This window comes from Ewingella sp. AOP8-B2-18 (genome assembly GCF_052376015.1).
Classification (GTDB): domain Bacteria; phylum Pseudomonadota; class Gammaproteobacteria; order Enterobacterales; family Enterobacteriaceae; genus Ewingella; species Ewingella allii.
The window spans coordinates 1-24,494 of record NZ_JBQSVB010000004.1 but is presented as its reverse complement, the minus strand read 5'-3'; the positions used below and the strand labels follow the sequence as shown (position 1 = coordinate 24,494).

At 49.7% G+C, this 24,494-nt stretch carries 22 protein-coding genes; 12 read left to right on the top strand and 10 right to left on the bottom strand.

Annotated features, from left to right (window positions below):
• The first annotated feature begins 134 nt into the window (after positions 1 to 134).
• A complete protein-coding gene (gapA, locus tag ACT3RR_RS09920; protein WP_154147643.1) occupies positions 135 to 1,130 on the top strand; it encodes a glyceraldehyde-3-phosphate dehydrogenase in 996 nt (331 codons plus the stop codon).
• A gap of 76 nt (positions 1,131 to 1,206) precedes the next feature.
• Positions 1,207 to 2,073, top strand: coding sequence for a D-hexose-6-phosphate mutarotase (locus ACT3RR_RS09915; RefSeq protein WP_396130636.1), 867 nt, complete (start codon positions 1,207 to 1,209; stop codon positions 2,071 to 2,073).
• A 93-nt stretch (positions 2,074 to 2,166) separates the two neighbouring features.
• Here ACT3RR_RS09915 and ACT3RR_RS09910 read toward each other — a convergent pair whose 3' ends face one another.
• Positions 2,167 to 2,916, bottom strand: a complete 750-nt coding sequence (locus ACT3RR_RS09910) for a MipA/OmpV family protein (protein WP_353502134.1) — start codon at positions 2,914 to 2,916, stop codon at positions 2,167 to 2,169.
• 533 nt (positions 2,917 to 3,449) lie between these two features.
• Here ACT3RR_RS09910 and yeaG point away from each other — a divergent pair.
• A complete protein-coding gene (gene yeaG, locus ACT3RR_RS09905) occupies positions 3,450 to 5,384 on the top strand; it encodes a protein kinase YeaG (protein ID WP_353502135.1) in 1,935 nt (644 codons plus the stop codon).
• 34 nt (positions 5,385 to 5,418) lie between these two features.
• Positions 5,419 to 6,693, top strand: coding sequence for a YeaH/YhbH family protein (locus ACT3RR_RS09900; RefSeq protein ID WP_353502136.1), 1,275 nt, complete (start codon positions 5,419 to 5,421; stop codon positions 6,691 to 6,693).
• A 93-nt stretch (positions 6,694 to 6,786) separates the two neighbouring features.
• Here the strand turns inward: ACT3RR_RS09900 and lpxO are convergent, their stop codons facing one another.
• Positions 6,787 to 7,692 carry a lipid A hydroxylase LpxO gene (gene lpxO / locus ACT3RR_RS09895; RefSeq protein ID WP_496200211.1) on the bottom strand — a complete coding sequence of 302 codons (906 nt, stop codon included), beginning with the start codon at positions 7,690 to 7,692 and terminating at the stop codon, positions 6,787 to 6,789.
• Between the two features lie 320 nt (positions 7,693 to 8,012).
• Entirely contained in the window at positions 8,013 to 8,777 is a 765-nt protein-coding gene (locus ACT3RR_RS09890) for a DUF481 domain-containing protein (RefSeq protein ID WP_353502138.1), read from the bottom strand.
• Positions 8,778 to 9,284: 507 nt separating this feature from the next.
• On the opposite strand from ACT3RR_RS09890, the gene nadE reads away from it, so the two are divergent.
• Positions 9,285 to 10,115, top strand: a complete 831-nt coding sequence (gene nadE / locus ACT3RR_RS09885; protein WP_353502139.1) for an NAD(+) synthase — start codon at positions 9,285 to 9,287, stop codon at positions 10,113 to 10,115.
• 152 nt (positions 10,116 to 10,267) lie between these two features.
• On the top strand, positions 10,268 to 11,458 hold the full coding sequence (locus ACT3RR_RS09880) for a multidrug effflux MFS transporter (protein WP_496200210.1): 1,191 nt from the start codon (positions 10,268 to 10,270) through the stop codon (positions 11,456 to 11,458).
• A gap of 22 nt (positions 11,459 to 11,480) precedes the next feature.
• Here the strand turns inward: ACT3RR_RS09880 and dadX are convergent, their stop codons facing one another.
• Both dadX and ACT3RR_RS09870 read right to left on the bottom strand, forming a co-directional pair.
• A complete protein-coding gene (dadX, locus tag ACT3RR_RS09875; protein ID WP_496200209.1) occupies positions 11,481 to 12,554 on the bottom strand; it encodes a catabolic alanine racemase DadX in 1,074 nt (357 codons plus the stop codon).
• A gap of 74 nt (positions 12,555 to 12,628) precedes the next feature.
• On the bottom strand, positions 12,629 to 13,930 hold the full coding sequence (locus tag ACT3RR_RS09870; protein ID WP_353502142.1) for a D-amino acid dehydrogenase: 1,302 nt from the start codon (positions 13,928 to 13,930) through the stop codon (positions 12,629 to 12,631).
• Between the two features lie 546 nt (positions 13,931 to 14,476).
• Between ACT3RR_RS09870 and ACT3RR_RS09865 the strand changes: the two genes are divergently transcribed.
• Positions 14,477 to 16,012, top strand: a complete 1,536-nt coding sequence (locus ACT3RR_RS09865; protein WP_353502143.1) for a SpoVR family protein — start codon at positions 14,477 to 14,479, stop codon at positions 16,010 to 16,012.
• 94 nt (positions 16,013 to 16,106) lie between these two features.
• Here the strand turns inward: ACT3RR_RS09865 and fadR are convergent, their stop codons facing one another.
• Positions 16,107 to 16,826, bottom strand: coding sequence for a fatty acid metabolism transcriptional regulator FadR (gene fadR, locus ACT3RR_RS09860; RefSeq protein ID WP_353502144.1), 720 nt, complete (start codon positions 16,824 to 16,826; stop codon positions 16,107 to 16,109).
• 242 nt (positions 16,827 to 17,068) lie between these two features.
• On the opposite strand from fadR, the gene nhaB reads away from it, so the two are divergent.
• Positions 17,069 to 18,640 (top strand): sodium/proton antiporter NhaB, encoded by a 1,572-nt coding sequence (gene nhaB / locus ACT3RR_RS09855; protein ID WP_496200208.1) that lies wholly within the window; start codon positions 17,069 to 17,071, stop codon positions 18,638 to 18,640.
• 193 nt (positions 18,641 to 18,833) lie between these two features.
• Positions 18,834 to 19,364, top strand: coding sequence for a disulfide bond formation protein DsbB (dsbB, locus tag ACT3RR_RS09850; RefSeq protein WP_034790680.1), 531 nt, complete (start codon positions 18,834 to 18,836; stop codon positions 19,362 to 19,364).
• A 72-nt stretch (positions 19,365 to 19,436) separates the two neighbouring features.
• Here the strand turns inward: dsbB and ACT3RR_RS09845 are convergent, their stop codons facing one another.
• Together ACT3RR_RS09845 and ACT3RR_RS09840 are read right to left on the bottom strand one after the other, a co-directional pair.
• Complete coding sequence (locus ACT3RR_RS09845) at positions 19,437 to 19,874, bottom strand: hypothetical protein (RefSeq protein ID WP_353502146.1); 438 nt, start codon at positions 19,872 to 19,874, stop codon at positions 19,437 to 19,439.
• Positions 19,875 to 20,553: 679 nt separating this feature from the next.
• The gene (locus ACT3RR_RS09840; RefSeq protein ID WP_496200207.1) at positions 20,554 to 20,826 is read right to left on the bottom strand and encodes a hypothetical protein; all 273 of its coding nucleotides are present in this window, start codon (positions 20,824 to 20,826) and stop codon (positions 20,554 to 20,556) included.
• Positions 20,827 to 20,946: 120 nt separating this feature from the next.
• Between ACT3RR_RS09840 and ACT3RR_RS09835 the strand changes: the two genes are divergently transcribed.
• From ACT3RR_RS09835 to ACT3RR_RS09825, 3 genes are read left to right on the top strand one after another with little or no spacing between them, the layout of a single operon-like run.
• Positions 20,947 to 21,309 (top strand): GtrA family protein, encoded by a 363-nt coding sequence (locus ACT3RR_RS09835; protein ID WP_496200360.1) that lies wholly within the window; start codon positions 20,947 to 20,949, stop codon positions 21,307 to 21,309.
• Positions 21,306 to 22,238, top strand: coding sequence for a glycosyltransferase family 2 protein (locus ACT3RR_RS09830; protein WP_496200206.1), 933 nt, complete (start codon positions 21,306 to 21,308; stop codon positions 22,236 to 22,238). Before ACT3RR_RS09835 ends, ACT3RR_RS09830 begins: the two co-directional genes overlap by 4 nt.
• Positions 22,225 to 23,310 carry a DUF6056 family protein gene (locus tag ACT3RR_RS09825; protein ID WP_496200205.1) on the top strand — a complete coding sequence of 362 codons (1,086 nt, stop codon included), beginning with the start codon at positions 22,225 to 22,227 and terminating at the stop codon, positions 23,308 to 23,310. Before ACT3RR_RS09830 ends, ACT3RR_RS09825 begins: the two co-directional genes overlap by 14 nt.
• An 86-nt stretch (positions 23,311 to 23,396) precedes the next feature.
• On the opposite strand, the gene ACT3RR_RS09820 is transcribed toward ACT3RR_RS09825, so the two are convergent.
• Positions 23,397 to 23,867 carry a hypothetical protein gene (locus tag ACT3RR_RS09820; RefSeq protein WP_496200204.1) on the bottom strand — a complete coding sequence of 157 codons (471 nt, stop codon included), beginning with the start codon at positions 23,865 to 23,867 and terminating at the stop codon, positions 23,397 to 23,399.
• 150 nt (positions 23,868 to 24,017) lie between these two features.
• Positions 24,018 to 24,494: IS3 family transposase (locus tag ACT3RR_RS09815; protein WP_496200203.1), on the bottom strand; the 477-nt coding region annotated here is incomplete at its 5' end.

Sequence of the window (24,494 nt, the reverse complement as noted above, 5' to 3'; positions counted from 1 at the left end):
TGCAATATCCGAGCAAAAGTGAGTCTCAGCTTTGACTTACAGCAAGTATTGACACGATTCCGCTTGACGCTTAGGAAGGTTTTTGTAATTTTACAACCAACCTTTTATTCACTAAATAATAGCTGGTGGAATATATGACTATCAAAGTAGGTATCAACGGTTTTGGCCGTATCGGTCGCATTGTTTTTCGTGCTGCTCAAGAACGTTCTGACATCGAGATCGTAGCAATCAACGATCTGTTAGACGCTGACTACATGGCATACATGCTGAAGTACGACTCAACCCACGGCCGTTTCGACGGTACCGTTGAAGTTAAAGACGGTCATCTGGTTGTAAATGGCAAAACCATCCGTGTTACTGCTGAGCGTGATCCAGCTAACCTGAAATGGAACGAAGTTAACGTTGACGTTGTTGCTGAAGCAACCGGTCTGTTCCTGACCGACGAAACTGCACGTAAACACATCGCAGCTGGCGCTAAGAAAGTTGTTCTGACTGGTCCATCTAAAGATGACACCCCAATGTTCGTTATGGGCGTTAACCATAAAGAATACGCAGGTCAGGAAATCGTTTCTAACGCTTCTTGTACTACTAACTGCCTGGCACCACTGGCTAAAGTTATCAACGACAAGTTCGGTATCGTTGAAGCGCTGATGACCACTGTTCACGCAACTACCGCTACTCAGAAAACCGTTGATGGCCCGTCTCACAAAGACTGGCGCGGCGGCCGCGGCGCATCTCAGAACATCATCCCTTCTTCTACCGGTGCAGCTAAAGCTGTAGGTAAAGTTATCCCTGCTCTGAACGGCAAACTGACTGGTATGGCGTTCCGCGTTCCAACCACCAACGTTTCTGTTGTTGACCTGACTGCACGTCTGGAAAAACCAGCTTCTTACAAAGAAATTTGTGAAGCGATCAAAGCCGCTGCTGAAGGCGAGCTGAAAGGCGTTCTGGGCTACACCGAAGATGAAGTGGTTTCTACCGATTTCAACGGCGAAAAACTGACTTCAGTATTCGATGCTAAAGCAGGTATCGCTCTGAACGACAACTTTGTGAAACTGGTTTCTTGGTACGATAACGAAACTGGCTACTCAAACAAAGTTCTGGACCTGATTTCTCATATCTCCAAATAATTGGCTGATGTGAAGAAATGATTGAAGGGCGACGCTAAGTCGCCCTTTTGCTTTCTGCCGATCAAGGATTCAACTCATGACCGCAAAACTCTTTACTCTACCCGTCTTAAAACAAATCACGCCGGCAATCAGCCAGCGTCAGATTGATGAATTACCGGTTCTGGTTATCACCCATCCTAAATTACGCGCAGCCATCACCTTACAAGGTGCTCATTTGGTGGCGTGGCAGCCTGAAGGCGAAGAACCTATTATCTGGCTGAGCAAAGAAACCGCGTTCAAGCCTGGCGTGGCTATTCGCGGCGGCGTGCCAATCTGCTGGCCTTGGTTCGGCCCGGCGGGTAAACCTTCGCACGGCTTTGCGCGCAATTTGGCGTGGGAACTGACTTCTCATAGTGAAAATGAGCAAGGCGTCGAGCTGGCTCTGACGTTGAAAGACAGCGCAGAAACCCGCGAACTCTGGCCACACGAGTTCCAGCTGACCGCCAAATTCACCCTCGGCGAGACCTGTCACATTGAGCTGGAGTCCACCGGTGATTTCGAAACCACCAGCGCCCTGCACGCCTACTTCAACATTGGCGACATCGACAAAGTAAAAGTGACCGGCCTCGGCCAGCCTTTCATCGACAAAGTGAATGGCGGGAAAGAATCTGAGCTGCAGGGCGATTTGACCTTCAACGGCCAGGTTGACCGCATCTTCACCCAGCCACAGGCCACCAGCCTGATCGTGGATTCAGCATTCAACCGCACGCTGGTGGTAGAACATCACCACAATAGCGACGTGATTGCCTGGAACCCGGGTGTGGAATTGTCCACCAGCATGAAAGATATGGCGGATGACAGCTACAAGACCATGGTGTGTGTGGAAACCGGCTGCGTCACGCAGGCGCAGAAGAGCACCGCGTCTAAACCAGCCAAACTGGCTGTAACTATTAGTAAAAAATAGTGCCCTGACTTTTTGTCGCACTGCAGATGTGCAAATGGGGCGAATCGCCCCATTTTGTAGCAAACTACGCCCCATTTTGGGGCGTGTCTGTTTTTAGAAGCTGTAAGTCACACCGGTCCACAACATCCCTGAGTAGGATTTATCCACCATCGGGCTGTCTTTCACTTCGCTATCCAGACGGATGTAACGGCCCATGAAGAAGGCCTGCCAGTCTTTGTTGAAGTTATATTTGGCAGACAACTCCAAATACGGGCTGAAGCTGTCATCCGGCGAGTAGCTGCTCAGGCCGCTACGGCGTGATTCGTTGCTGTTAATACCGTAGTAGTATTGGTTTTCGTTACTGCTGCTCCACTGCACACCAATACCCGGTACCAGCGCCCAATTGTCCTGGTGGAAGGTGTAGAGGTAAGCCAGATCAGCCACCATGCCATCACTGTTATCCAGCACGTCGCCGTTGAAGGTGGTACGGATAGTACCCCAGTCTTCGATATGTGAATAAGCCAGACCCGCCATCAATGTCCCACGGCGTTTATCTAAACGCTTCATCTGGGAATCATCAGAATCGTCAGGCTTAAAGCCGAACGGAATGTAAGTCGCGGTCAGGCTGAATTTGTTCTGATCGTCTTTCCACAGGTAATAACCGGCAGTCAGCGTGTGGAAATAAAAATCATCGCCTTCATAACTGATGATCGGAACTGGGAGAACTTTAGTGTCATACCCTTTATACGGATTTACGTCGACTAATGCTGATGCACCCAGCGACCATGTCCCCGCCGCAGCGGCGTGGCTAAACAGGACGGCTGCGGTTGCGATGGACAATGTTTTGAAATGCGAAATTTTCATTGTTATTAATTCCCTTAATTTAAAAACCGCCAGTAGTGTAAGCGAAGAATAATCGCTTCGCTTAGCATTTACAGTTGTCGTGAATAACTTACGCAGAAAAACCAAGGCGATCGCATAATTTATATGCAAAGTATGAAATAAAAATGACTAAACGCGAGGCATTACCCGCGCAGCCCACGTCCTACAAGGCTTCAAAGTAGAATGCCCTGAAGTGAGTCATTGATATGTCTTAAAAAATGGGATCTGAGGAGAGGAAATTTTTGTAATGCCAAACTACGCTTATTTATAGATGAAAGACTTCATCTGAGGCACTTCCCGACCCGCTGGTTCACGGCAGTCGCAATAATTTAAATCTGTTCGTGTGAAAAATGGGTTTCTGCAAGTTGGCATAAGGGTTGCTGCACTGAGATGGAGAGCTTTTTTCCGGGAGCTGTTTTTGATTTCCAACGCTCTCATTAACCTGTGCTATATCCAACGTCATTGAAGTCTCGGTTTCAATTGCCGCGGATAAATTAACGAAGGACGGGCAACGTATGAACATATTTGACCATTATCGCCAGCGTTATGAAGCTGCCAAGGACGAAGAGTTCACACTTCAGGAATTCCTTACCATTGCGAAGCAAGACAAAAGTGCTTACGTCAATGCCGCGGAACGCCTGTTGATGGCGATCGGTGAACCAGTGATGGTAGACACCGCGCTAGAACCACGCCTGTCGCGTTTATTCTCCAACCGGGTTGTTGCTCGTTACCCCGCGTTCGAAGAGTTTTACGGTATGGAAGAAGCTATCGAACAGATCGTTTCCTACCTAAAACATGCCGCTCAAGGTTTGGAAGAAAAGAAACAAATCCTCTATTTATTAGGCCCGGTGGGGGGTGGTAAATCCTCCCTCGCAGAACGGCTGAAAGCGCTGATGCAGCGCGTGCCTATCTACGTTCTGAGTGCCAACGGCGAGCGCAGCCCGGTGAATGATCACCCGCTGTGCCTGTTTAATCCGCAAGAAGATGCGACCATTCTTGAAAAAGAATACAACATCCCGACTCGCTATCTCGGCACCATCATGTCGCCGTGGGCCGCCAAACGCCTGCACGAATTCGGCGGTGATATCACCAAATTCAGAGTGGTCAAAGTCTGGCCATCCATTCTCGAACAAATTGCTATCGCCAAAACTGAACCTGGCGATGAGAACAACCAGGACATCTCCGCGCTGGTGGGTAAAGTGGACATCCGTAAGCTGGAAAACCACGCGCAAAACGACCCCGACGCCTATGGCTATTCCGGTGCTTTGTGCCGCGCTAACCAGGGTGTGATGGAATTCGTAGAGATGTTCAAAGCGCCAATCAAAGTGCTGCACCCGTTACTGACTGCCACGCAGGAAGGTAACTATAACGGCACCGAAGGCATCTCCGCCCTGCCGTTCAACGGCATCATTTTGGCTCACTCCAACGAGTCAGAATGGGTGACATTCCGCAACAATAAGAACAATGAGGCGTTCCTCGACCGCGTTTATATTGTCAAAGTACCTTATTGCCTGCGGGTGTCCGAAGAGATCAAGATTTACGACAAGCTGTTGAGCAACAGTGAGCTGGTGCACGCCCCTTGCGCGCCGGGAACGCTGGAAACGCTGGCGCGCTTCTCGATCCTCTCTCGCCTGAAAGTGCCTGAAAACTCGAGCAGTTACTCGAAAATGCGCGTCTATGATGGCGAAAGCCTGAAAGATACCGACCCGAAAGCCAAGTCTTATCAGGAATACCGTGACTACGCCGGTGTGGATGAAGGGATGAACGGCCTGTCGACACGCTTTGCGTTTAAAATCCTGTCGCGCGTCTTTAACTTCGACCACGCGGAAGTCGCCGCTAACCCAGTCCACCTGTTCTATGTCCTTGAGCAGCAGATTGAGCGCGAGCAGTTCCCGCAGGACGTGGCGGAAAAATACCTCGAGCACCTGAAAGGCTACTTGATCCCGAAATACGCTGAGTTTATCGGCAAAGAGATACAGACGGCTTACCTTGAGTCCTACTCGGAATACGGACAGAACATTTTCGACCGTTATGTCACCTATGCCGACTTCTGGATCCAAGATCAGGAGTATCGCGACCCGGATACCGGCCAACTGTTTGACCGCGAGTCACTGAATGCCGAACTGGAGAAAATCGAAAAACCAGCCGGGATCAGTAACCCGAAAGACTTCCGTAACGAGATAGTCAACTTCGTGTTGCGCGCCAGAGCACAGAACAGCGGCCGTAATCCGAACTGGACCAGCTACGAGAAACTGCGCACGGTTATCGAGAAAAAAATGTTCTCGAATACTGAGGAATTACTGCCGGTTATCTCATTCAATGCCAAAACGTCGACCGATGAACAGAAAAAACACGATGACTTTGTCGACCGAATGATGGAGAAAGGATATACACGCAAGCAGGTTCGCCTGTTGTGTGAATGGTATCTGCGCGTGAGAAAATCTTCGTAACAGAGGATCGTTGGCAACGTCGTTTGGGGGAAATATGACGTACTTTATTGACCGTCGACTGAATGGCAAGAATAAAAGCGCGGTTAACCGCCAGCGCTTTTTACGCCGCTATAAGTCGCAAATCAAACAGTCGATTGCCGAGGCCATCAACAAGCGTTCGGTTACCGACGTAAACAGCGGGGAGTCCGTTTCGATCCCCAATGAAGATATCAACGAGCCTATGTTTCATCAGGGTCGCGGCGGCTTGCGCCACCGCGTTCACCCCGGCAACGATCACTTTGTGCAGAATGACCGCATCGAACGACCGCAAGGGGGCGGTGGCGGCGGCAGCGGCCAAGGTGACGCCAGCAAGGACGGTGAAGGCCAGGATGAGTTCTCCTTCCAGATTTCGAAAGACGAGTATCTTGACCTGTTGTTCGAAGACTTAGCCCTGCCGAATTTGCAGAAAAACCAGTTCCGGCAGATGACCGAGTACAAAACGCACCGCGCGGGTTTTACCTCAAACGGTGTCCCGGCCAATATCAGTGTTGTTCGCTCTTTGCAGAACTCCCTCGCCCGCCGCACGGCGATGACCGCAGGGAAAAAACGGGAGTTGCGCGAGCTGGAGTCCACGCTGACGGAAGTCGAAAACAGCGAGCCCGCGCAACTGTTAGAAGAAGAACGGCTGCGCAAGGAGATTGCGGAGCTACGGCAGAAAATCGCCAGAACGCCGTTCATCGATACCTTTGATTTACGCTACAAGAACTACGAGCGGCGCCCTGAGCCTTCCAGCCAGGCGGTGATGTTCTGCTTGATGGACGTCTCCGGCTCCATGGATCAGGCGACCAAAGATATGGCCAAGCGTTTCTATATTCTGCTCTATCTGTTCCTGAGCAGAACCTATAAAAACGTCGATGTAGTCTATATCCGCCACCATACTCAGGCCAAAGAAGTGGATGAACAGGAGTTTTTCTACTCGCAGGAGACTGGCGGGACTATTGTATCCAGCGCGTTGAAGTTAATGGACGAAGTTATTCAGGAGCGTTACGACCCGGCGGCGTGGAATATTTACGCAGCGCAGGCGTCTGACGGCGATAACTGGGCCGATGACTCACCGCTGTGCCACCAAATATTGGCACAGAAGCTGCTACCTATGGTGCGTTATTATAGCTATATCGAGATAACCCGGCGGGCTCATCAAACGCTGTGGCGCGAATATGAAGTATTGCAGCAGAAGTTTGGTAATTTCGCCATGCAACATATTCGCGAGCCGGAGGATATTTACCCGGTATTCCGCGAGCTGTTCCATAAGCAAGTTCAAGAAAATTAAGCGCGTTATACTTAAGCTGCCTAATAAAACGGCCAGTTAATTGATTTAACTGGCCGTTTTCTATTTCGCCTAACCGTTAAAGAATATAATGACTTAACTGATACTTGGCAGAATAATAGCGGCCAAAATGCCAATCATCACCAACCATTTCAACGAATAATAGGTTTTACGGCTACGCGCTTTTAAGGCCTGCCCGCCGTTACGCAATGCATAGACATACTTGAATATCTTATTAATAAAACCGGTGCGGTCCTGCTCATCGTTAGGCGAACTGGCGGCTGACATCAGCGTGCTGCCAACCCAATGGTTAACGCGCTGCGCCCACGGCCACTTCATTTTGCGCTCTACGTCGCAGAAAAGAATAATGCGCGTTTCGTCAGTCTTGTTTTCCGCCCAGTGAACAAAGGTTTCATCGAAAATCACCGGTTTGCCGTCGCGCCAGCTGTGCTTGATGCCGTCCACCTCGATAAAGCAGCGGTCATCATTTGGCGTCATCAGGCCAAGGTGATAACGCACGGAACCGGCATAGGGGTCACGGTGTTTACCCAAATAGCTGCCCGACGGCAACTCGGCGAACATCGCGGCTTTAACAGAAGGAATGCTGTTTAACAGTTCCACCGTCTTCGGGCAGAGGTTTTCCGCCGACGGATGGCTGTCGCCGTACCACTTCAAATAGAAGCGTTTCCAGCCGCGTTTAAAGAAAGTATTAAAGCCTGCGTCGTTATTGGTCTGTGCTGCTTTAATATGGTCTTGCAGGCGCACGGCCTCATCACGAATAGTTTGCCAGTTATCGGTTAAACGCTGTAATTCCGGGAAATCTTCCGCCGGGAAATAAGGTTTCGATGGCAGTGCAGAAAAGCCGGTCATAAACATATTTACCGGCCCCATAAAAGTCGAGTGATCGAGTAGTTGGCGCGAAAACTTCTGTTTAACCTTGCCGCGCGAATGCGCATAAATAAAGCTAATCACAAAAATGGTAAGAATAATAATGGCCGTCATAGGGTCCATCCTCTACGAATTATAAATATGACCATATTATAAATCAGATTTATTCTAAATTTGTAGTTACAATTTTATGCTATTTGTGCCTTTTAGGTACAGTTCCTAATGAGTTTAAACAGTAATTAAACCAGCTGTTGTTTTCTGAGATAAGCCGCACTCGCAATCAAATAAACCCAGTTATTACATGGGTATTTGCGGCTATTATTGGCAGTTAGCCTGATTGCAGATAATAAAAAAGCCAGTCGATTGCTCCGCTGGCTTTTAAAACTCAAACTATTAACGACTTAATAAACTGGGGTAGCTTATTAATAGCGAACTTATAAGCCGTAAACCAAATTGATTGAGGTCACAGTGTCGGTTTTATCCGGCGCACTGGCTGGTGGTTTGGTGTTGTAAGTCACGTCGTAAGCCAGTTTCAGAGAAAAATGATTGTTGATAGCAACCGTCAACGCCGTCTCTGAGTTATAGGTGGTTTCGTCGTTCGCTAACACTGACAGGCCCTGAGTGAACTTAGCCGTGTCGCTAATTTTGTAGCTGTAAGCGCCAGAGGCGTAAGCCAATGCACGGGTAGAGTTACCGCCCTGCTCGAACTCATCGTGACGAACACCCGGACCGGCTTCCAGGTTCAGCGTGTGTACCGGACCACTCCAGATCTGACGACCGTAACCGACTGCACCGACATCGCGCGCGCGATAGCCGTTATAGCGGTCACTCAGCCAGCTGCCCTGACCGAACACATAATTATTGTCATCCAGGTTGTAGCGGCTACGTGCGCCAGCCTGATATTTCTCGGATGAACGCACACCGGAAGAAGAGGTGTTGCGAGCTGAACCCCAGATACTGTTAGCCGTATTGGTGTTGAACCACGTCATGGTGGTGTCAGCGCTCAGAGATGAGTTAGTAGTGTTACCGGTTTGCGCGGTATAACCCGCCTGAATATTGCCTTCAAACGGCTTTTTCGCCGTAGCAGGATCATCCAGCGCGGTGAAAATAGTGGTGTCTGCCAGACTTGAAATACTGAACAGCGCAGCTCCGCAAACTACCGCGCAAGCTGGTAAACGACGAACAACCCGAAAAAACATTTTGCTTCCCCAATCGACTTAAGGCAAATAGTGCCAGGTGGCCCAAGGTAATTTGCCTTTGGAACCCCTACACATAGAGATAACTGCATATCGAAATAACTTTGCCGTTCATTTAGGTCCTTTAAGCAAAGCTGGCAAATCCCTTCAATAGCGCACGAACTGATACATACTTGGACAAAACCCGCAATGAATATACAGCACAAAAGTGCTGATATCCTTTTTTAGCGGGACTTTTTAGACTGTTCCGAGTGACAAATATTTCCTGAAATAGAACCAAACGTAATCATTACAATTTGTTTCCATATTCCGGGCTTGCGCCCTTGAAATCTGTTTTAACTCGCTTCCCTTTTCGGGCGTTCAATTTTTCCTACTACAAGAATGCACAGATTTCGGCCGAACCGAATGCGCTGTCTTGTCCTTTTGAACGAGGCGAGTTAGCTTTAGACCTGTTGAAAATATCTTATTGCGCCGCGAGTTCCTCGACGGCTGCCTTCAGGAGGAGTGGTCATGGCTTTACAACAAGAAATCATTCAGGCTTTGCACGTCAAACCGCAAATAGACGCGGCACAAGAAGTTCGCACCAGCGTCGATTTTCTAAAAAGTTATTTGCTGGCCCATCCCTTTATTAAATCTTTGGTACTGGGCATCAGCGGCGGGCAGGATTCTACTCTTACCGGTAAACTTTGCCAAACGGCAATTAGTGAATTACGTGCGGAAACCTCAGATGAGAGCTATCAGTTCATCGCCGTGCGTCTGCCTTATGGCGTGCAGGCCGATGAATCAGACTGCATTGACGCCATCGATTTTATCAAACCCGATCAGGTATTGACGGTAAATATCAAAAATGCGGTATTAGCCAGCGAAGCGACTTTGCGCGAAATCGGTATCGAATTAAGCGATTTCATCAAAGGGAATGAGAAGGCGCGTGAACGTATGAAGGCGCAATACAGCATCGCCGGGATGAAAAAAGGCGTGGTGGTCGGCACCGACCACGCGGCAGAGGCCGTGACCGGCTTCTTCACCAAGTACGGCGACGGCGGCACTGACATCAACCCTATCTTCCGCCTGAACAAGCGTCAGGGCAAAGCCCTGCTCAAGCATCTCGGCTGCCCAGAGCATCTTTATACCAAAGCCCCGACCGCCGATTTGGAAGAGAACCGCCCTTCGCTGCCGGACGAAGTCGCGCTGGGCGTCACCTATGAGCTGATTGACGACTATCTGGAAGGCAAAACCATTGACCAGAAAGCCGCGTCAACCATCGAGGGCTGGTATCTGCGCACCGAGCATAAACGCCAGCCGCCGGTTACCGTGTTTGATGATTTCTGGAAAAAGAAATAAGACTTCTATTACGACCAACTCTCTGACGGACACCCTGGGGTGTCCGTTTTTTTATCCAGCAATCCCTCTATAATTGTTTAACAATTCCTTTCCATCGCGGGATGAAATCATTACCCTTAGCCTCCCTTCGAACACGGACTGTGATGTTTTATATGCAAAAATTCCTTTTCCTGCTGTTAACGCTGGTCCTGCTTGGACCACTGGGGATTGATCTCTATCTCCCTGCTATCCCGGCGATTGCCAAGGGATTGAACAGCGCAGAAACCATTATCCAATCTTCTATTTCGCTGTTTATTTTAGTGATGGGGCTGGGGCAACTGATTGCCGGGCCATTGGTTGACCGCTACGGCCGCCGCCCGATCGCCATTATTGGCGTGATCGTCTATTTGGTTGGCGCCATTGTCGCCGCCACGGCGGAGACGGCGTTTATGTTTATGTTCTCCCGCGTGATTCAGGGGCTGGCGGTCTGCTGTACCTCGGTGGTGGTGTTTAGCAGCGTGCGCGACCGAATGAGTGGCGATGACGCGGCCCGCGCCTACGGCTTCCTCAACGGCACGCTGAACATCATTCCGGCGCTGGCGCCGCTGATTGGCGGCCTGATTGCCCAGTTCTTTGGCTGGCGCGCACCGTTCTGGGCGTTGTGTGGCTATAGCCTGCTGATTCTGGTTCTGGTGCTGTTTAAGCTACCGGAGACGCGCCCTGCCGACACCCAGTCAGGCGGCCTGCCGTTCAAACAGTACGCCCGGATCTTGTTCAACAAACGCTTCATCACCTTCGCCGCGGTCAACGCCGGAGCGATGGGCATGGCCCTGACCTACGTCTCTCTGGCTCCGACGGTGCTGATGAGCCAGGCGGGACTGACGCCGTTCGAGTTTTCGCTGGTCTTCGGCGCAAACGGATTTTGGATCATGGCGGTCAGCTTTATCGCTAACCGTATTATTCAGAAGGTGGGACGCCCGGTCTGTCTGGCTTCCGGCGCGTTATTGATGTTCCTCGGCTGTGCGGGATTACTGGCGGGCTTAACCCTTATCGCCCCGGAACAGCAGCACGCCACTTGGCTGTATATGCTGCCCGTCGCCAGCGCCTGCGCCGGTTTAGCTTTCCTGATTGGGCCAGCCACCAGCTACGCGCTGGAGCCGTTTTCCAATGAAGCGGGCGTGGCCTCGGCATTGGTGGGTTCTGTACAGATGGCGGGAGGCGCGCTGTTTGGCTTTATCGCCATGGCGTTGCCGCTGCAGCCGAAACTGAGTTTGGCACTGGTGATGCTGGCGGGAGGCTGTCTGGCGCTGTTAGCACGTCGCGCCAGTAAGAAATCAGCGGGCCGCTTGACCCGCCTTGGTTAATAAGAAACTTATGTCACTCGATTCAGTCAACTAACCTGACCGGGACTCTTGGCGCTAAGGCTGACAACAGCTCATAGCCCAGGGTTCCGGCCACGGTCGCCACATCGTCAACCGGCAGGTTGGCTCCCCACAGCTCCACCTTCGACCCTATGGCGGCATGCGGGCATGGCGTTAGGTCGACCATAATCATATCCATCGACACTGTGCCAACGGTTTGCGTCATCACCCCATCCACCCATACCGGCGTGCCGCTCGGCGCGTGGCGCGGATAACCGTCGGCATAGCCACAGGCGATGATGCCAATGCGCTGCTCGCTCGCCGCGCGATAGCGGCCGCTGTAGCCCACGCGGTCGCCCGCCCGCAACTGCTGGGTGGCGATAATTTCGGTGCTCAGGGTCATCACCGGTTTCAGCCCGCTGTCGGCGATATCCCGCCATTTGCCACTCGGCGACGCGCCGTAGAGAATAATGCCCGGACGGACCCAGTCATAATGGGTTTCGGGGTACCACAGCGTCGCCGCCGAGTTAGCCAGCGATCTTGGGCCTGAGATGTTCTCCCCGGCGGCAAGGATCTGTGTCATCTGCCCCTCGACGCCTTCCGGGCCGTCGGCGTGAGCAAAGTGGCTCATCAGGGTAATTTCGCCGACCTGCGGCAAAGCCTTCAGCGCGTGCCACGCGGCCTCAACCTTTTCCGGCATGAAGCCCAGTCGGTTCATGCCGCTGTTAATCTTCAAATAAACATTGATTGGCGCGCCAGGCTTGGCCCGCTTGATGGCGTCAATCTGCCAGTCGCTGTGCACAGCGGTGGTCAGGCAATATTGGTCAATCGCCTCGAGATCGGCCGGTGAGAAGAAGCCTTCCAGCAGCAGAATCGGCCCCTGCCAGCCCGACTCGCGCAGCAAAACGGCTTCTTTAAAATCGAGCAAACCAAAGCCGTCAGTGGCCGATAGGCCTTTCAGTACATGCTCAACGCCGTGGCCATAAGCATTGGCTTTGACCACCGACCAGACTTTACTGCGTGGCGCGAAACGGCGGATAACCTGCAAATTATTGGATAACGCAGAAAGTGACAACGTAGCGGAAATCGGACGTGGCATACAGTCTCCAGAGGCGAATCAATGAGCCGGTCTTCCAATAACGCCTGCTGACCGGCTCAACATTGAATGGGCTATTAGCCGATAGGATGCATTTTATGAATGTTTGGATGCGTCGCGGCGAAGTCCGGGCTGTAACGCTCTACGGCTAAATCGTCGGCCGGAATAGCCGGGGTCACGCCGGTGATAATGTCCGACAGCAGCTGGCCGGAGCCACAGGCCATGGTCCACCCGAGCGTACCGTGGCCGGTATTCAGGTAGAGATTTTTCAGGCGCGTTTTACCGACGATCGGCGTGCCGTCTGGGGTCATTGGGCGCAGGCCGGTCCAGAAGGAAGCTTGCTCGACGTTGCCGCCGTTCGGGTAGAGGTCGCGCACCACCATCTCCAGCGTTTCGCGGCGAGCCTTCGCCAGCTGGGTGTTGAAGCCGACGATTTCCGCCATGCCGCCGACGCGAATACGGTCGTCAAAACGGGTGATAGCGATTTTGTAGGTTTCATCCAGCACGGTGGAGAATGGCGCGGAGGCCGGGTCAGTGATTGGAATAGTCAGCGAGTAGCCCTTCAACGGATAGACCGGGATCGAGACTAAATCTTGCAACAGGGCCGTCGAGTAGGAGCCGAAAGCCACTACATAGGCGTCGCCTTTGACCACTTCCGCGCCGCACTGCACGCCAGTGACCTGACCATTTTCCACCAGCAGCTTGTCGACGCTGCGGTTAAATTCAAATACTACGCCCGCCTGACGCGCCATTTCAGCCAGTTGACGAGTAAACAGCTGGCAGTCACCGGTTTCATCATTCGGCAAGCGCAGGCCGCCGGTAAGCTTATGCGCCACCTGAGCCAAAGCAGGTTCAACCGTCGCCAGCTGGCTGGATTCCAGCAGTTGGTAAGGCACGCCCGCCTCTTCCAGCACGGCAATGTCTTTCGACGCACTTTCGAACTGCTGGGCGGTGCGGAACAGCTGTAATGTCCCGCCCTGACGGCCTTCGTACTGAATACCGGTCTCTTCGCGCAGTGCTTTCAGGCAGTCACGGCTATACTCTGCCAGTCTTACCATGCGGCTTTTATTGGTCTGGTAGTGGTCCATGTTGCAGTTACGCAGCATCTGCCACATCCATTTCAGCTGGAAGCTACTGCCGTCGAGGCGGATCGCCAGCGGCGCGTGGCGCTGGAACATCCACTTAATCGCCTTTAATGGCACGCCTGGCGCAGCCCAAGGGGCAGCATAACCGGGAGAGATTTGCCCGGCATTCCCCGCGCTAGTCTCTTCCGCCGGTCCGGCTTGTCTGTCAATGACCGTCACCTGATGTCCGGCCTTTGCCAAATACCAGGCACTGGCAACACCAACCACTCCACTGCCCAAAATAACCACGCGCATACTCGACTCCAATCAAAGGCAATATAAAGCATAATATTCTGTGAGACGGAAACTAACCTGACAGCGGCCAATTGCCAACACCTGCGGCGAAAACCGCGATGGATTTCACAATTATTTATCCTGTATCTACCTCTATTTTTCAACAGTCACATAAAAATAACAATATCCCCCAACCCCGCGCCCTATGCTGTTCAAAGCAGCGGCATATTGCGGCAGTCGCGATAAACCATCACTTTCAGCACGAGCAGTTAACCCGAGATTCTTTTTGTTATTTAAAACCAAACAAAAGGCAATTTTGCAGAACAATCCTCTAAAGATTGAGTTATGGGAAATATTGTCTGAATTCATCGTAGCGATTGACTGTTTTATGCCATAAGCGTTTGATGAAGCTGTCGGCTTGATAGCAATAATTCATGCTTATTAAACCAGCGCTATCTGCATAACCAACAGATTGAGCTACGATTATCTATGGGCGCACAAATTTCGTAATAAACAGTTCTGAATCAAACACTCTGTTGCGTCCGTAACTGAATGAGGGTGCGGCTTATGACGACAAAGACCCAAGATTTTAAAATGGCAGACCAGCGTCTGAGCGATGGACCGGACTGGACGTTTGATCTATTGCAGACCTATCTCGAAGAGATTGACCGGGTCGCGAAGTCTTACCGACTTGATACTTATCCGCATCAAATTGAAGTCATCACCTCCGAACAAATGATGGATGCGTATTCAAGCATTGGCATGCCTATCAACTATACACACTGGTCGTTTGGTAAGAAATTTATCGAAACCGAGCAGCGCTATAAGCAGGGGCAGCAGGGTCTGGCTTACGAAATCGTCATCAACTCCAACCCTTGTATCGCCTATTTGATGGAAGAGAACACCATGACCATGCAAGCGCTGGTGATGGCGCATGCCTGCTATGGGCACAACTCGTTCTTCAAAAATAACTACCTGTTCCGCAGCTGGACCGACGCCAGCTCAATTGTCGATTACCTGCTGTTTGCACGCCGTTACATCAGCCAGTGCGAGGAGCGTTACGGCGTAGAGGAAGTTGAGCGCCTGCTCGACTCTTGCCACGCGTTGATGAATTACGGCGTCGATCGCTACAAGCGCCCACAGAAAATCTCACTGCAAGAAGAGAAAGCGCGTCAGGAAAGTCGCGAGGCTTACCTGCAAAGTCAGGTTAACTCGCTGTGGAAGACGCTGCCGCGTAAAGACAGCGTGGACGCGCCCGAGCAGGCCCGCCGTTTCCCTTCCGAGCCGCAGGAAAACATTCTCTATTTCATGGAGAAAAATGCCCCGCTACTCGAACCGTGGCAGCGCGAGATCCTGCGCATCGTGCGTAAAATCAGCCAATATTTCTATCCGCAGAAACAGACTCAGGTGATGAACGAGGGCTGGGCGACCTTCTGGCACTACACCATCCTCAATCATCTGTATGACGAAGGTAAAGTGTCGGACAAATTCATTCTGGAATTCCTGCACAGCCACACCAACGTGGTGTTCCAGCCGCCGTATAATAGCCCGTACTACAGCGGCATAAACCCTTACGCGCTGGGCTTCGCCATGTTCCAGGACCTCAAGCGAATCTGTCAGTCGCCAACGGAAGAGGACAGGTATTGGTTCCCGGACATCGCCGGTTCAGACTGGCTCGACACGCTGCATTTTGCGATGCGCGATTTTAAAGACGAAAGCTTTATTAGCCAGTTCTTGTCGCCAAAAGTGATGCGCGACTTCAAGCTGTTTACCGTGCTCGACGATGACCGAAATAATTATCTGGAAATCGCCGCTATTCACAATGAAGAGGGATATCGGGCGATACGCGAGGAGTTATCAGCGCAGTATAACCTGAGCCATCATGAGCCGAATATTCAAGTGTGGAACGTGGATTTGCGCGGCGACCGCTCGCTGACCCTGCGCTATATTCCGCAGGATCGCGCCCCGCTGGATAAAAGCCGTCGCGAAGTGATGAAGCACATTCATCGCCTATGGGGCTTTGACGTGTTTATGGAGCAGTTAAATGAGGACGGCAGCGTCGAGCTTCTTGAACGCTGCCCGCCAAGGCCAGCGCCGCTTTAACGGTTCATCTCATCCACCACTGGCTCTCAGCCAGCAAAAAGGGCGCCTAGGCGCCCTTTTCTTTTACTGCGACTAACTGCTGTCTACAGCGAGATTAGCGTTTCTTGTCGGTCAAATCGCCCGGCATGGTGCTTTGCATGCTGTGCCAAATTTCACCACTTTGGCGGCCATATTCGCGCACGCAGTCAACCACCTGATCGTAGCTCTTCTCTTCGCAAATGCGCGACAGGCGCTGATAAAAGGCAATCGCCAGTTTACGGGCTTCAGAGTTGGAGAAGTAATAACGGCCAACTCGGGTGTATAAACCGCGTAAACCATTAATAATCAAACCATAAATCGGGTTGCCGGAAGCGAAAGCCAAACCACGGAAAATGCCGTAATCCAGCTCCATAAAGGCTTCAGCATTGTCAGAAACTTCATGCGCCTTAGCCAGAACTTGCTGAGTCTCTTCCGGGTTTTTGCGCATCGCGCGGCGGATAAAAATCGTCGCAATGTTGGTGCGAACCGACAACAGGTTATCAATCAACTGCGGGACGCTGGCGTGGTCCAAACGGGCTAGCGTTTCTAGGATATTCAGCCCTGACGTTTCCCAGAAGTTATTCACTTTGGTCGGTTTGCCGTGCTGAATGGTCAGCCAGCCGTCACGCGCAAGCCGTTGTAAAACCTCACGCAATGTGGTGCGCGTCACGCCAATTAACTCTGAAAGTTCGCGTTCGGCGGGAAGAATTGATCCCGGCGGGAAGCGGCTGTTCCAGATACTTTCTATAATGTACTCTTCGGCGAAACCGGCAGGACTCTGCGCCTTAATAACCATGGTGTTTACATTCCGTTTAGGACTTTTATTGGCGATATAATTCTGCTCATCATACCAGACGTAAATGGCATGTTATAGCGGCCTTTCCGAACTTATAGTGAAACTGTGCATAGGCCGTCAAAATTTTCCGATATTTAAGCAGTAATCACCTTATTTATGCAATTTGACTCGCATTGCTGAGTGGAATTACCTAGCCTAGTCAGTTGATTTTGCTGCATTACAAAAATGGAGACGTCCTTACCATGGACATGACTTTTCGACGCGCGTTCGTCAAAAACTTCCTCGGCCAGTCCCCCGATTGGTATAAATTAACCATTATTGGCTTCCTAATTCTTAACCCTATTATTTATTTTCTGGTGAGTCCTTTTCTTGCCGGCTGGCTGTTAGTCGTTGAGTTTATTTTCACGCTTGGCATGGCGTTAAAGTGCTACCCATTACAGCCCGGCGGCCTGCTGGCGATTGAAGCCGTGATGATCGGCATGACCAGTGCGGAGAGAATTAAAGAGCAGGTATTTTCCAATCTGGAAGTAATTTTGCTGCTGATCTTTATGGTCGCAGGCATCTACTTTATGAAGCAGTTGCTGCTCTTCGTGTTCACCAAGCTGCTGCTCAACATTCGCAGCAAAACCGCCCTTTCTCTCTCCTTCTGCCTGGCGGCGGCCTTTCTCTCCGCCTTCCTCGACGCCTTAACCGTGGTGGCGGTGGTGATCAGCGTCTCAGTCGGGTTCTACTCTATTTACCACCGCGTCGCCTCCAACGCCGGGGATCAGGCAGATGTCAACGATGACACTGGCTTCACTGACTCCCAGCAGCATCAGCAGACGCTGGAACAGTTCCGCGCCTTCTTGCGCAGCCTGATGATGCACGCGGGCGTCGGCACCGCGCTGGGCGGCGTGATGACCATGGTTGGCGAGCCGCAAAACCTGATTATTGCTAAATCGGCGGGCTGGCAGTTCGCCGACTTCGCCCTGCGCGTCTCGCCGGTGTCGGTCCCGGTGTTCTTCTGCGGGCTGCTGGTCTGTTTTATGGTGGAGCGCTTCAAGGTGTTTGGCTATGGCGCGGCCCTTCCCGCCAACGTGTTTGATATTCTGAAAAAGTACGATCTGCAAAACGCCGCCAAAAGGGATAAGCAGGAGCGGATTAAACTCGCGGTACAGGCGGTGATTGGCGTCTGGCTGATTATCGCCCTGGCCTTTCATCTGGCGGAAGTGGGCCTGATTGGCCTGTCGGTGATTATCTTCGCGACCGCCCTGTGCGGCGTGACCGATGAACATGCCATCGGCAAAGCTTTTCAGGATGCGCTGCCCTTCACCGCCTTGCTGACGGTCTTTTTCGCGGTGGTGGCGGTGATCATCGAGCAGCATCTCTTTAGCCCGATCATCCACTTTGTGTTACGCGCCGAGCCAGCCAACCAGCTGTCGCTGTTCTATCTATTTAACGGCCTGCTCTCATCGGTGTCCGATAACGTGTTTGTCGGCACGGTCTATATCAATGAAGCCAAAACGGCGTTGGAGAATGGCGTCATCTCACTGGAGCAGTTCCAACTGCTGGCGGTCGCCATTAATACCGGCACCAATTTGCCGTCGGTGGCGACACCCAACGGTCAGGCCGCCTTCCTGTTCCTGCTCACGTCAGCTTTAGCCCCGCTGATTCGCCTGTCTTACGGGCGGATGGTGTGGATGGCACTGCCTTATACTGTGGTGATGACCCTGGTCGGCTGGCTTTGTGTGCAATATCTGTTACCGGATTTAACCCAGTGGTTTATCGATATGCATTGGATAACTCTGCCTAATATCAAAGAAATTCTGCCTTAAGCGTGCGGGGATAAAGAAAAGATATCGGCGGTAAAAATGTTCAGGCATTCTGTGAAATGTAAACACTCTGACAGAATGAAAAAGTGTGTGTTTTTACTGCTATTTTTTACATGAATTTTAATTCGGCAGGCTGGCAGCAAATGTGAATTCGTTTACACTGCTTGGCAGTTGCTTACTGCATGGAAACAAAACTATGTTGCAATATCTAAACCGCTGCTCCCAAGGGCGCGGTGCATGGCTGCTGTTAGCGTTAACTGCGCTGGTGTTAGAACTGGTTGCTCTTTATTTCCAACACGTCATGTTATTACAACCTTGCGTAATGTGTATTTATGAGCGTTGCGCACTGTTTGGCGTATTGGGTGCCGGAATTGTTGGTGCTATCGCACCTTCGACCTGGTTGCGCTATGCCGGTATTTTGATTTGGATTTACAGCGCCTACGAAGGGATCCGCCTGTCATGGGAACACACCATGATTCAGCTTCATCCTTCTCCGTTCGCCACCTGTGACTTCGCCGCCCGCTTCCCAAGCTGGTTGCCTCTCGACAAATGGTTGCCGTCCGTGTTCGTTGCTACCGGCGACTGTGCAGAGAAACAGTGGGAATTCCTGACGCTGGGTATGCCACAGTGGTTAGTGGTGGTGTTCAGCGTGTTTATGGTTATCGCTCTGCTGGTATTAATCGCGCAGTTCGTTAAACCAAAACGCCGTGACCTGTTCACTCGCTAATAACCCCATTCTGCATTAACGAAAAAGGCGCCTAAGGCGCCTTTTTTATTGCATGCGATATGACGCGAAAGTTTACTTGGTGCGCCACAAACGCAGTTGGCCGTACCAGCCGCTGTCAGTTTCATACTCCTGCGGAGTACCATCAGCCTGAATCACGGCTTCAGCCGAACGACCGGTCAGAGTACAAGCCAGGCTCACCTTCACATCTCTTTTGCCGTTGATCAGGTTAAGGTCGACGTATTCGTTAAACTGCAAAGCCGCTACCACTTTATTGTCCACGCGCACGTACAGCGGACAGGTTCTCTCGAAAGGCACCAGCGTCCACTGGTCGGCACGGTGCAGTCTCACCCGCGTTTTGCCCTTGTCCGCTTGCGGATCAACTTCTGCTTTGAGTCTCGGGTCAGTCTGGGTGATCACATCGGATTGAATCACCTGCGGCGCTGCCTGGTAGGGATTTTTCGCACAACCGGCGAGCATCAGCACGGCCAATGCGATAAAGGTTTTATTCATTTTGGTTTTCCTGAATTGACGAACCAATTGATATACAAAAAATTGATAGTCGAATCATAGCAGCGAGGAGAGCGAAGGCAATGTATCAAACGCGGATCACCGCTTTTTCACAAAATTCTGCCAGAAAAAGCGCCAATCGCCGATTTCTTGAGCAAGCATTATTTTAACGATACCTACAAAAAAAACACCTATCACTCAGCGTTTTAGTTGTTTACTAATTGATTAGCTTTAGACATAATCGCCGTCCACTTCATGTAGCAATGATTGGTAGGGCCCTGAGCTGTTTTCGAACACTCGGGGCCTTTTCTTTTTGGGTTTCCCTCCCCTTTGAATCCTCTTACTTCAGCTTCAGCAATGGCATGTCCTAAAGGCACGCACCCGCACGATGGCACGGGTTCTCACCATAAAGGTGGTATCTGCTATTAAGAATGTTTAGTTTGATAAACAGAAAACCCGCTTTATGGGCGGGTTTTGCATAATGGCTTTGAGGCTGGAAAATATGGTTCTTACTTCGCCCAGCTAGGCTTATTCATAATAGGCGGCGGCGAATTAACGAAGTGTCATGAAGTAAGGTTGAATCAAGGTTAAATCAGAGTATTACCGTAAACATGGCACCTACGATTGACGTAGTAACGCCGGTTTGCGGTAATTTTTTGCCCCGTATATGCCCCCATACCTATCACTCACTCACCAGCTTGAAATCATCCAGGCTATCATCAAACACATCCCTCCCCTCGGCAGCGCTCTGAATTGAAAGCCAATACTGAATCCCTTGGCTCAATGATACGGGATACTCAAGCGCGAACTTGTAGAATCCAACCATAACCTCGCCGAACCAGTAGCCGCCTCCATAGCACTTTTCTCGCTGAAAGAAGACATACTGGCCCGGAGCGATGTATGGCTCATACTCCCCGCGATAGACAATGATGTAGTGATCTACTTTTTCACCCATAATGTCCTCCAAAATACTGTTTATATATACAGCATTTGTTTTTTTAAAATGATCAAGTAATGATCTACATGGAGTTAGGTGTTAAACTCTGCCAAACACAAAATCTTCGAAATTTTTCATATGTTTAATCTATTCACTAAATACCTAACTGTTGGCGTTATAAACACCGCAATACACTGGGCTGCTTTCTCAATTGCTGTTTATCTTTTTTCGGTTAATCAGGCCGCGGCTAACTTTATTGCGTTTGCAACTGCTGTCACCTTCTCATTCTTTGCCAATGCTAGTTTTACTTTCAATGCCAAGCCTAAACCAACACGCTACCTTCTTTTTGTGTCTTTCATGGGCGTTTTGAGCATTCTTGTGGGCAAGATTTCTGATTATTATCATATTGAGCCAATTATAACGCTTATAGAGTTTTCAGTTGTTAGCCTGGTTTTAGGTTTTATTTATTCAAAATACGTTGTCTTTAGGGAAGATAAATGAAAATTTCTCTGGTAGTTCCTGTCTTCAATGAAGAGGACGCTATACCCATTTTTTACAAATCAGTAAGAGAGTTTGAAGGGGTTAAGCAACATGAGGTTGAGATAATCTTCATCAATGATGGAAGCAAGGACGCGACGGAATCTATTATCAATGCAATTTCGATTTCCGATCCTCTTGTTAAGTCTATAAGCTTTACCCGTAATTTTGGTAAAGAACCTGCACTTTTTGCTGGACTTGAATATGCGACAGGGGATGCGGTAATCCCCATTGACGTTGACTTGCAGGACCCTATAGAAGTTATTCCTCAGATGATTGATAGATGGAATAACGGTGCTGATGTCGTTCTGGCGAAAAGAATAGATCGAACAAGTGATGGTCATCTTAAGCGAAAATCAGCTGAGATGTTCTATAAGTTGCACAATAAAATAAGCAACCCAAAGATCGAGGAGAACGTCGGCGATTTTAGGCTTATGTCACGTGGCACAGTAGATAACATAAAGCAGCTACCGGAAAGAAACCTGTTCATGAAAGGAGTTCTTAGTTGGGTTGGTGGAAATGTAGAGATTGTCGAATATGCAAGGGCTGAGCGAGTCGCTGGCACAACAAAGTTCAATGGGTGGAAACTTTGGAATCTGGCACTTGAGGGTATCACTTCTTTCTCGACATTCCCACTTAGAGTATGGACGTACATTGGCCTTTTTATTTCAGCCATTTCGTTTATTTATGGTGCGTGGATGGTTATAGATACATTAGTTTGGGGCAATGCAGTTCGTGGATACCCTTCTATAATTGTGTCTATTTTGTTTTTGGGTGGGGTGCAGTTGATTGGGATTGGTGTGCTAGGTGAATACATAGGCAGGATTTATATAGAAACAAAGGAACGTCCGAGATTTGTTTTAAAGAAGGGATTAAATAGTGATAAACAATAAAGACAGGAACATCATAGTATTATTAGTGATATATCTAGTTGCACTTTCGTGCAATTTAGTTATGCCACTTCTTTCTGATGACTTCACGTATCAAAAACTTGGTCTAAACCTTGCGGTAAAATTCAACCATTACCTTGGATGGAGCGGTCGAGTTGTAGCTGATTTTATCAGTTCAGCAATCCTGCAGGCACCAGATAGAAACTTAATGTCTTTTGTGAATGCGATTCCGGTTGTTGCTATTATATGGCTAGCGTCTTTGGTGTATAAAAATGATGTTAAGTCAATTAGCTCTTCGGCTCTAGCATCTACGTTTGTTGCATATATCGTTCTAAATCCGGCTCTTGGGCAAACTACTTTTTGGATTGTTGGATCAGCAAACTATCTTTGGACTTCTATGTTGTGTCTTGGATATATCCTGCTTTCCTACAGAGTATTTGAAGGAAAAAAAGACAATATTATTTTCGCTTTAATTCTTTCGCTGATAGCAGGGTGTACCAATGAAAGCTCTAGTGCGACGCTTGTTGGATTTAGTGCACTAGCAGTACTTTATGCATGGTTTAAAGAAAGGCATTATTTCTACCGATTATCTAGTATGTTTGTTGCCTTCTGCATTGGTGCTGCAGTACTAATACTTGCTCCGGGAAATCAGGCTAGAATGACAGCCCCTGATTTCGCTAGTTGGAGAGAAATGAACTTCTTCGGTCATCTCAAGCTGCACCTATTTGAGCGACTCCCTGATACTAGCTTTCCAGTTTCATACTCATTGGTAGTAATCGCCATTCTTATAGCCATAAGCATGATGACTAAATCAAACATCAGCAAGGTTGATTATTTAAAATATGTCACTATTCCAGTGATAATATCCTTTTCAATGGCTTTAATTATGTTTATGTCTCCATATTTCCCACCGCGGGCACTAAACATGTCATTAATTGTCAACCTTATACCAATAGGTTTTTTGCTTAGTCGAATTGATTTTAAGATCAGAGTTTTTATTGCTATAGCTTCTGTGATACTACTTACATATCTCATTCCTGACATATATATAAACCTTTCAAAGGGTTTAATTTAAAATAAAGGCCACGCAATGGTGGCCTTTTTAATTTCACACAATGCCCTTAAACGCTATGCTATCAAGAGCAAGCCATGCCCCGCCTGTCATTCCGAATACAGAAATAGCCCCGCCAGTATCAACAATAATTCTACAAATTCCCCCACAAGCCTTAGCGACTTTACTGGTCTTGCGCTGGGTTGGAGTGTATAGAACACAGTTCCGTTAGCCGGAGCTACCCCTCCAGTCCAGTTAAGTAGCCCTGAAAGCTGAATATTTCCGTCTGAATCTCTTGACCAGGTCGGCGTGTCGGTGCCTGTTCCTAGAGTTACTGATGCACCAGCCGCTCCCTGCATTGGCTTGGGTCGCATATTCATAGTAGCCAATGGCGAATACACGCCTCGGAGTGCATTGTAGAAAGCTCTAGCCATCAGATAGTTCGTGTTTGCTGTTGGATGAATATTATCTCCAACTGTTGAGTCTTTATTGCTAAGTGCTGCGTTGGTTATGAAATCACTGAAAACCGGCCCAATAATCTGGTTTATCTCAATGAATTTAACTCCTTTATCAGCACACATACGCCGAATTCCTGTTCGGTGATACTTTCCCTGATCTGCTCGTCGCGTGTCCTGCCCCCCGCCACCTGACTGCGCCTGACCGTAAAACATGCTCGGACATGCCACAATCACCTTGTGGCCAGAGTTAACGGCCTTGTTGATCTGTAGTGGTCAACAAAAACTGGCCACGGCTTTAGAGTTTTTCCAGAACAATCGTTCTGATTCATTCGGCGTCAGACCTCCATTATATTGATGAGGTCTGATCTGGCTGTAATATCCTGTGATGTAATTTGTTATCGCCATGCTGGCTTCGCTAAAATTTACGTATCCATTATCAGGCACCCACTCTGTTTTCAGGCTTCTGAATAACCGTTCCATTGGGCTGTTATCCCAGCAATTTCCCCGGCGACTCAGGCTTTGCTTTATCTGATATCTCCACAGTAACTGCCTGAAATACCTGCTGGTATAGTGACTTCCTTGATCCGAGTGATACAGTAAATTAGCCGGCTTTCCCCGTGCTTCCCACGCCATCGACAGGGCTTTACCTGTCAGTGCTGAATCAGGGAAAAATGACATCGCCCAGCCAACCGGTTTACGGGAAAACAAATCGAGTACAACAGCCAGATAAGCCCAGCGTTTTCCCGTCCA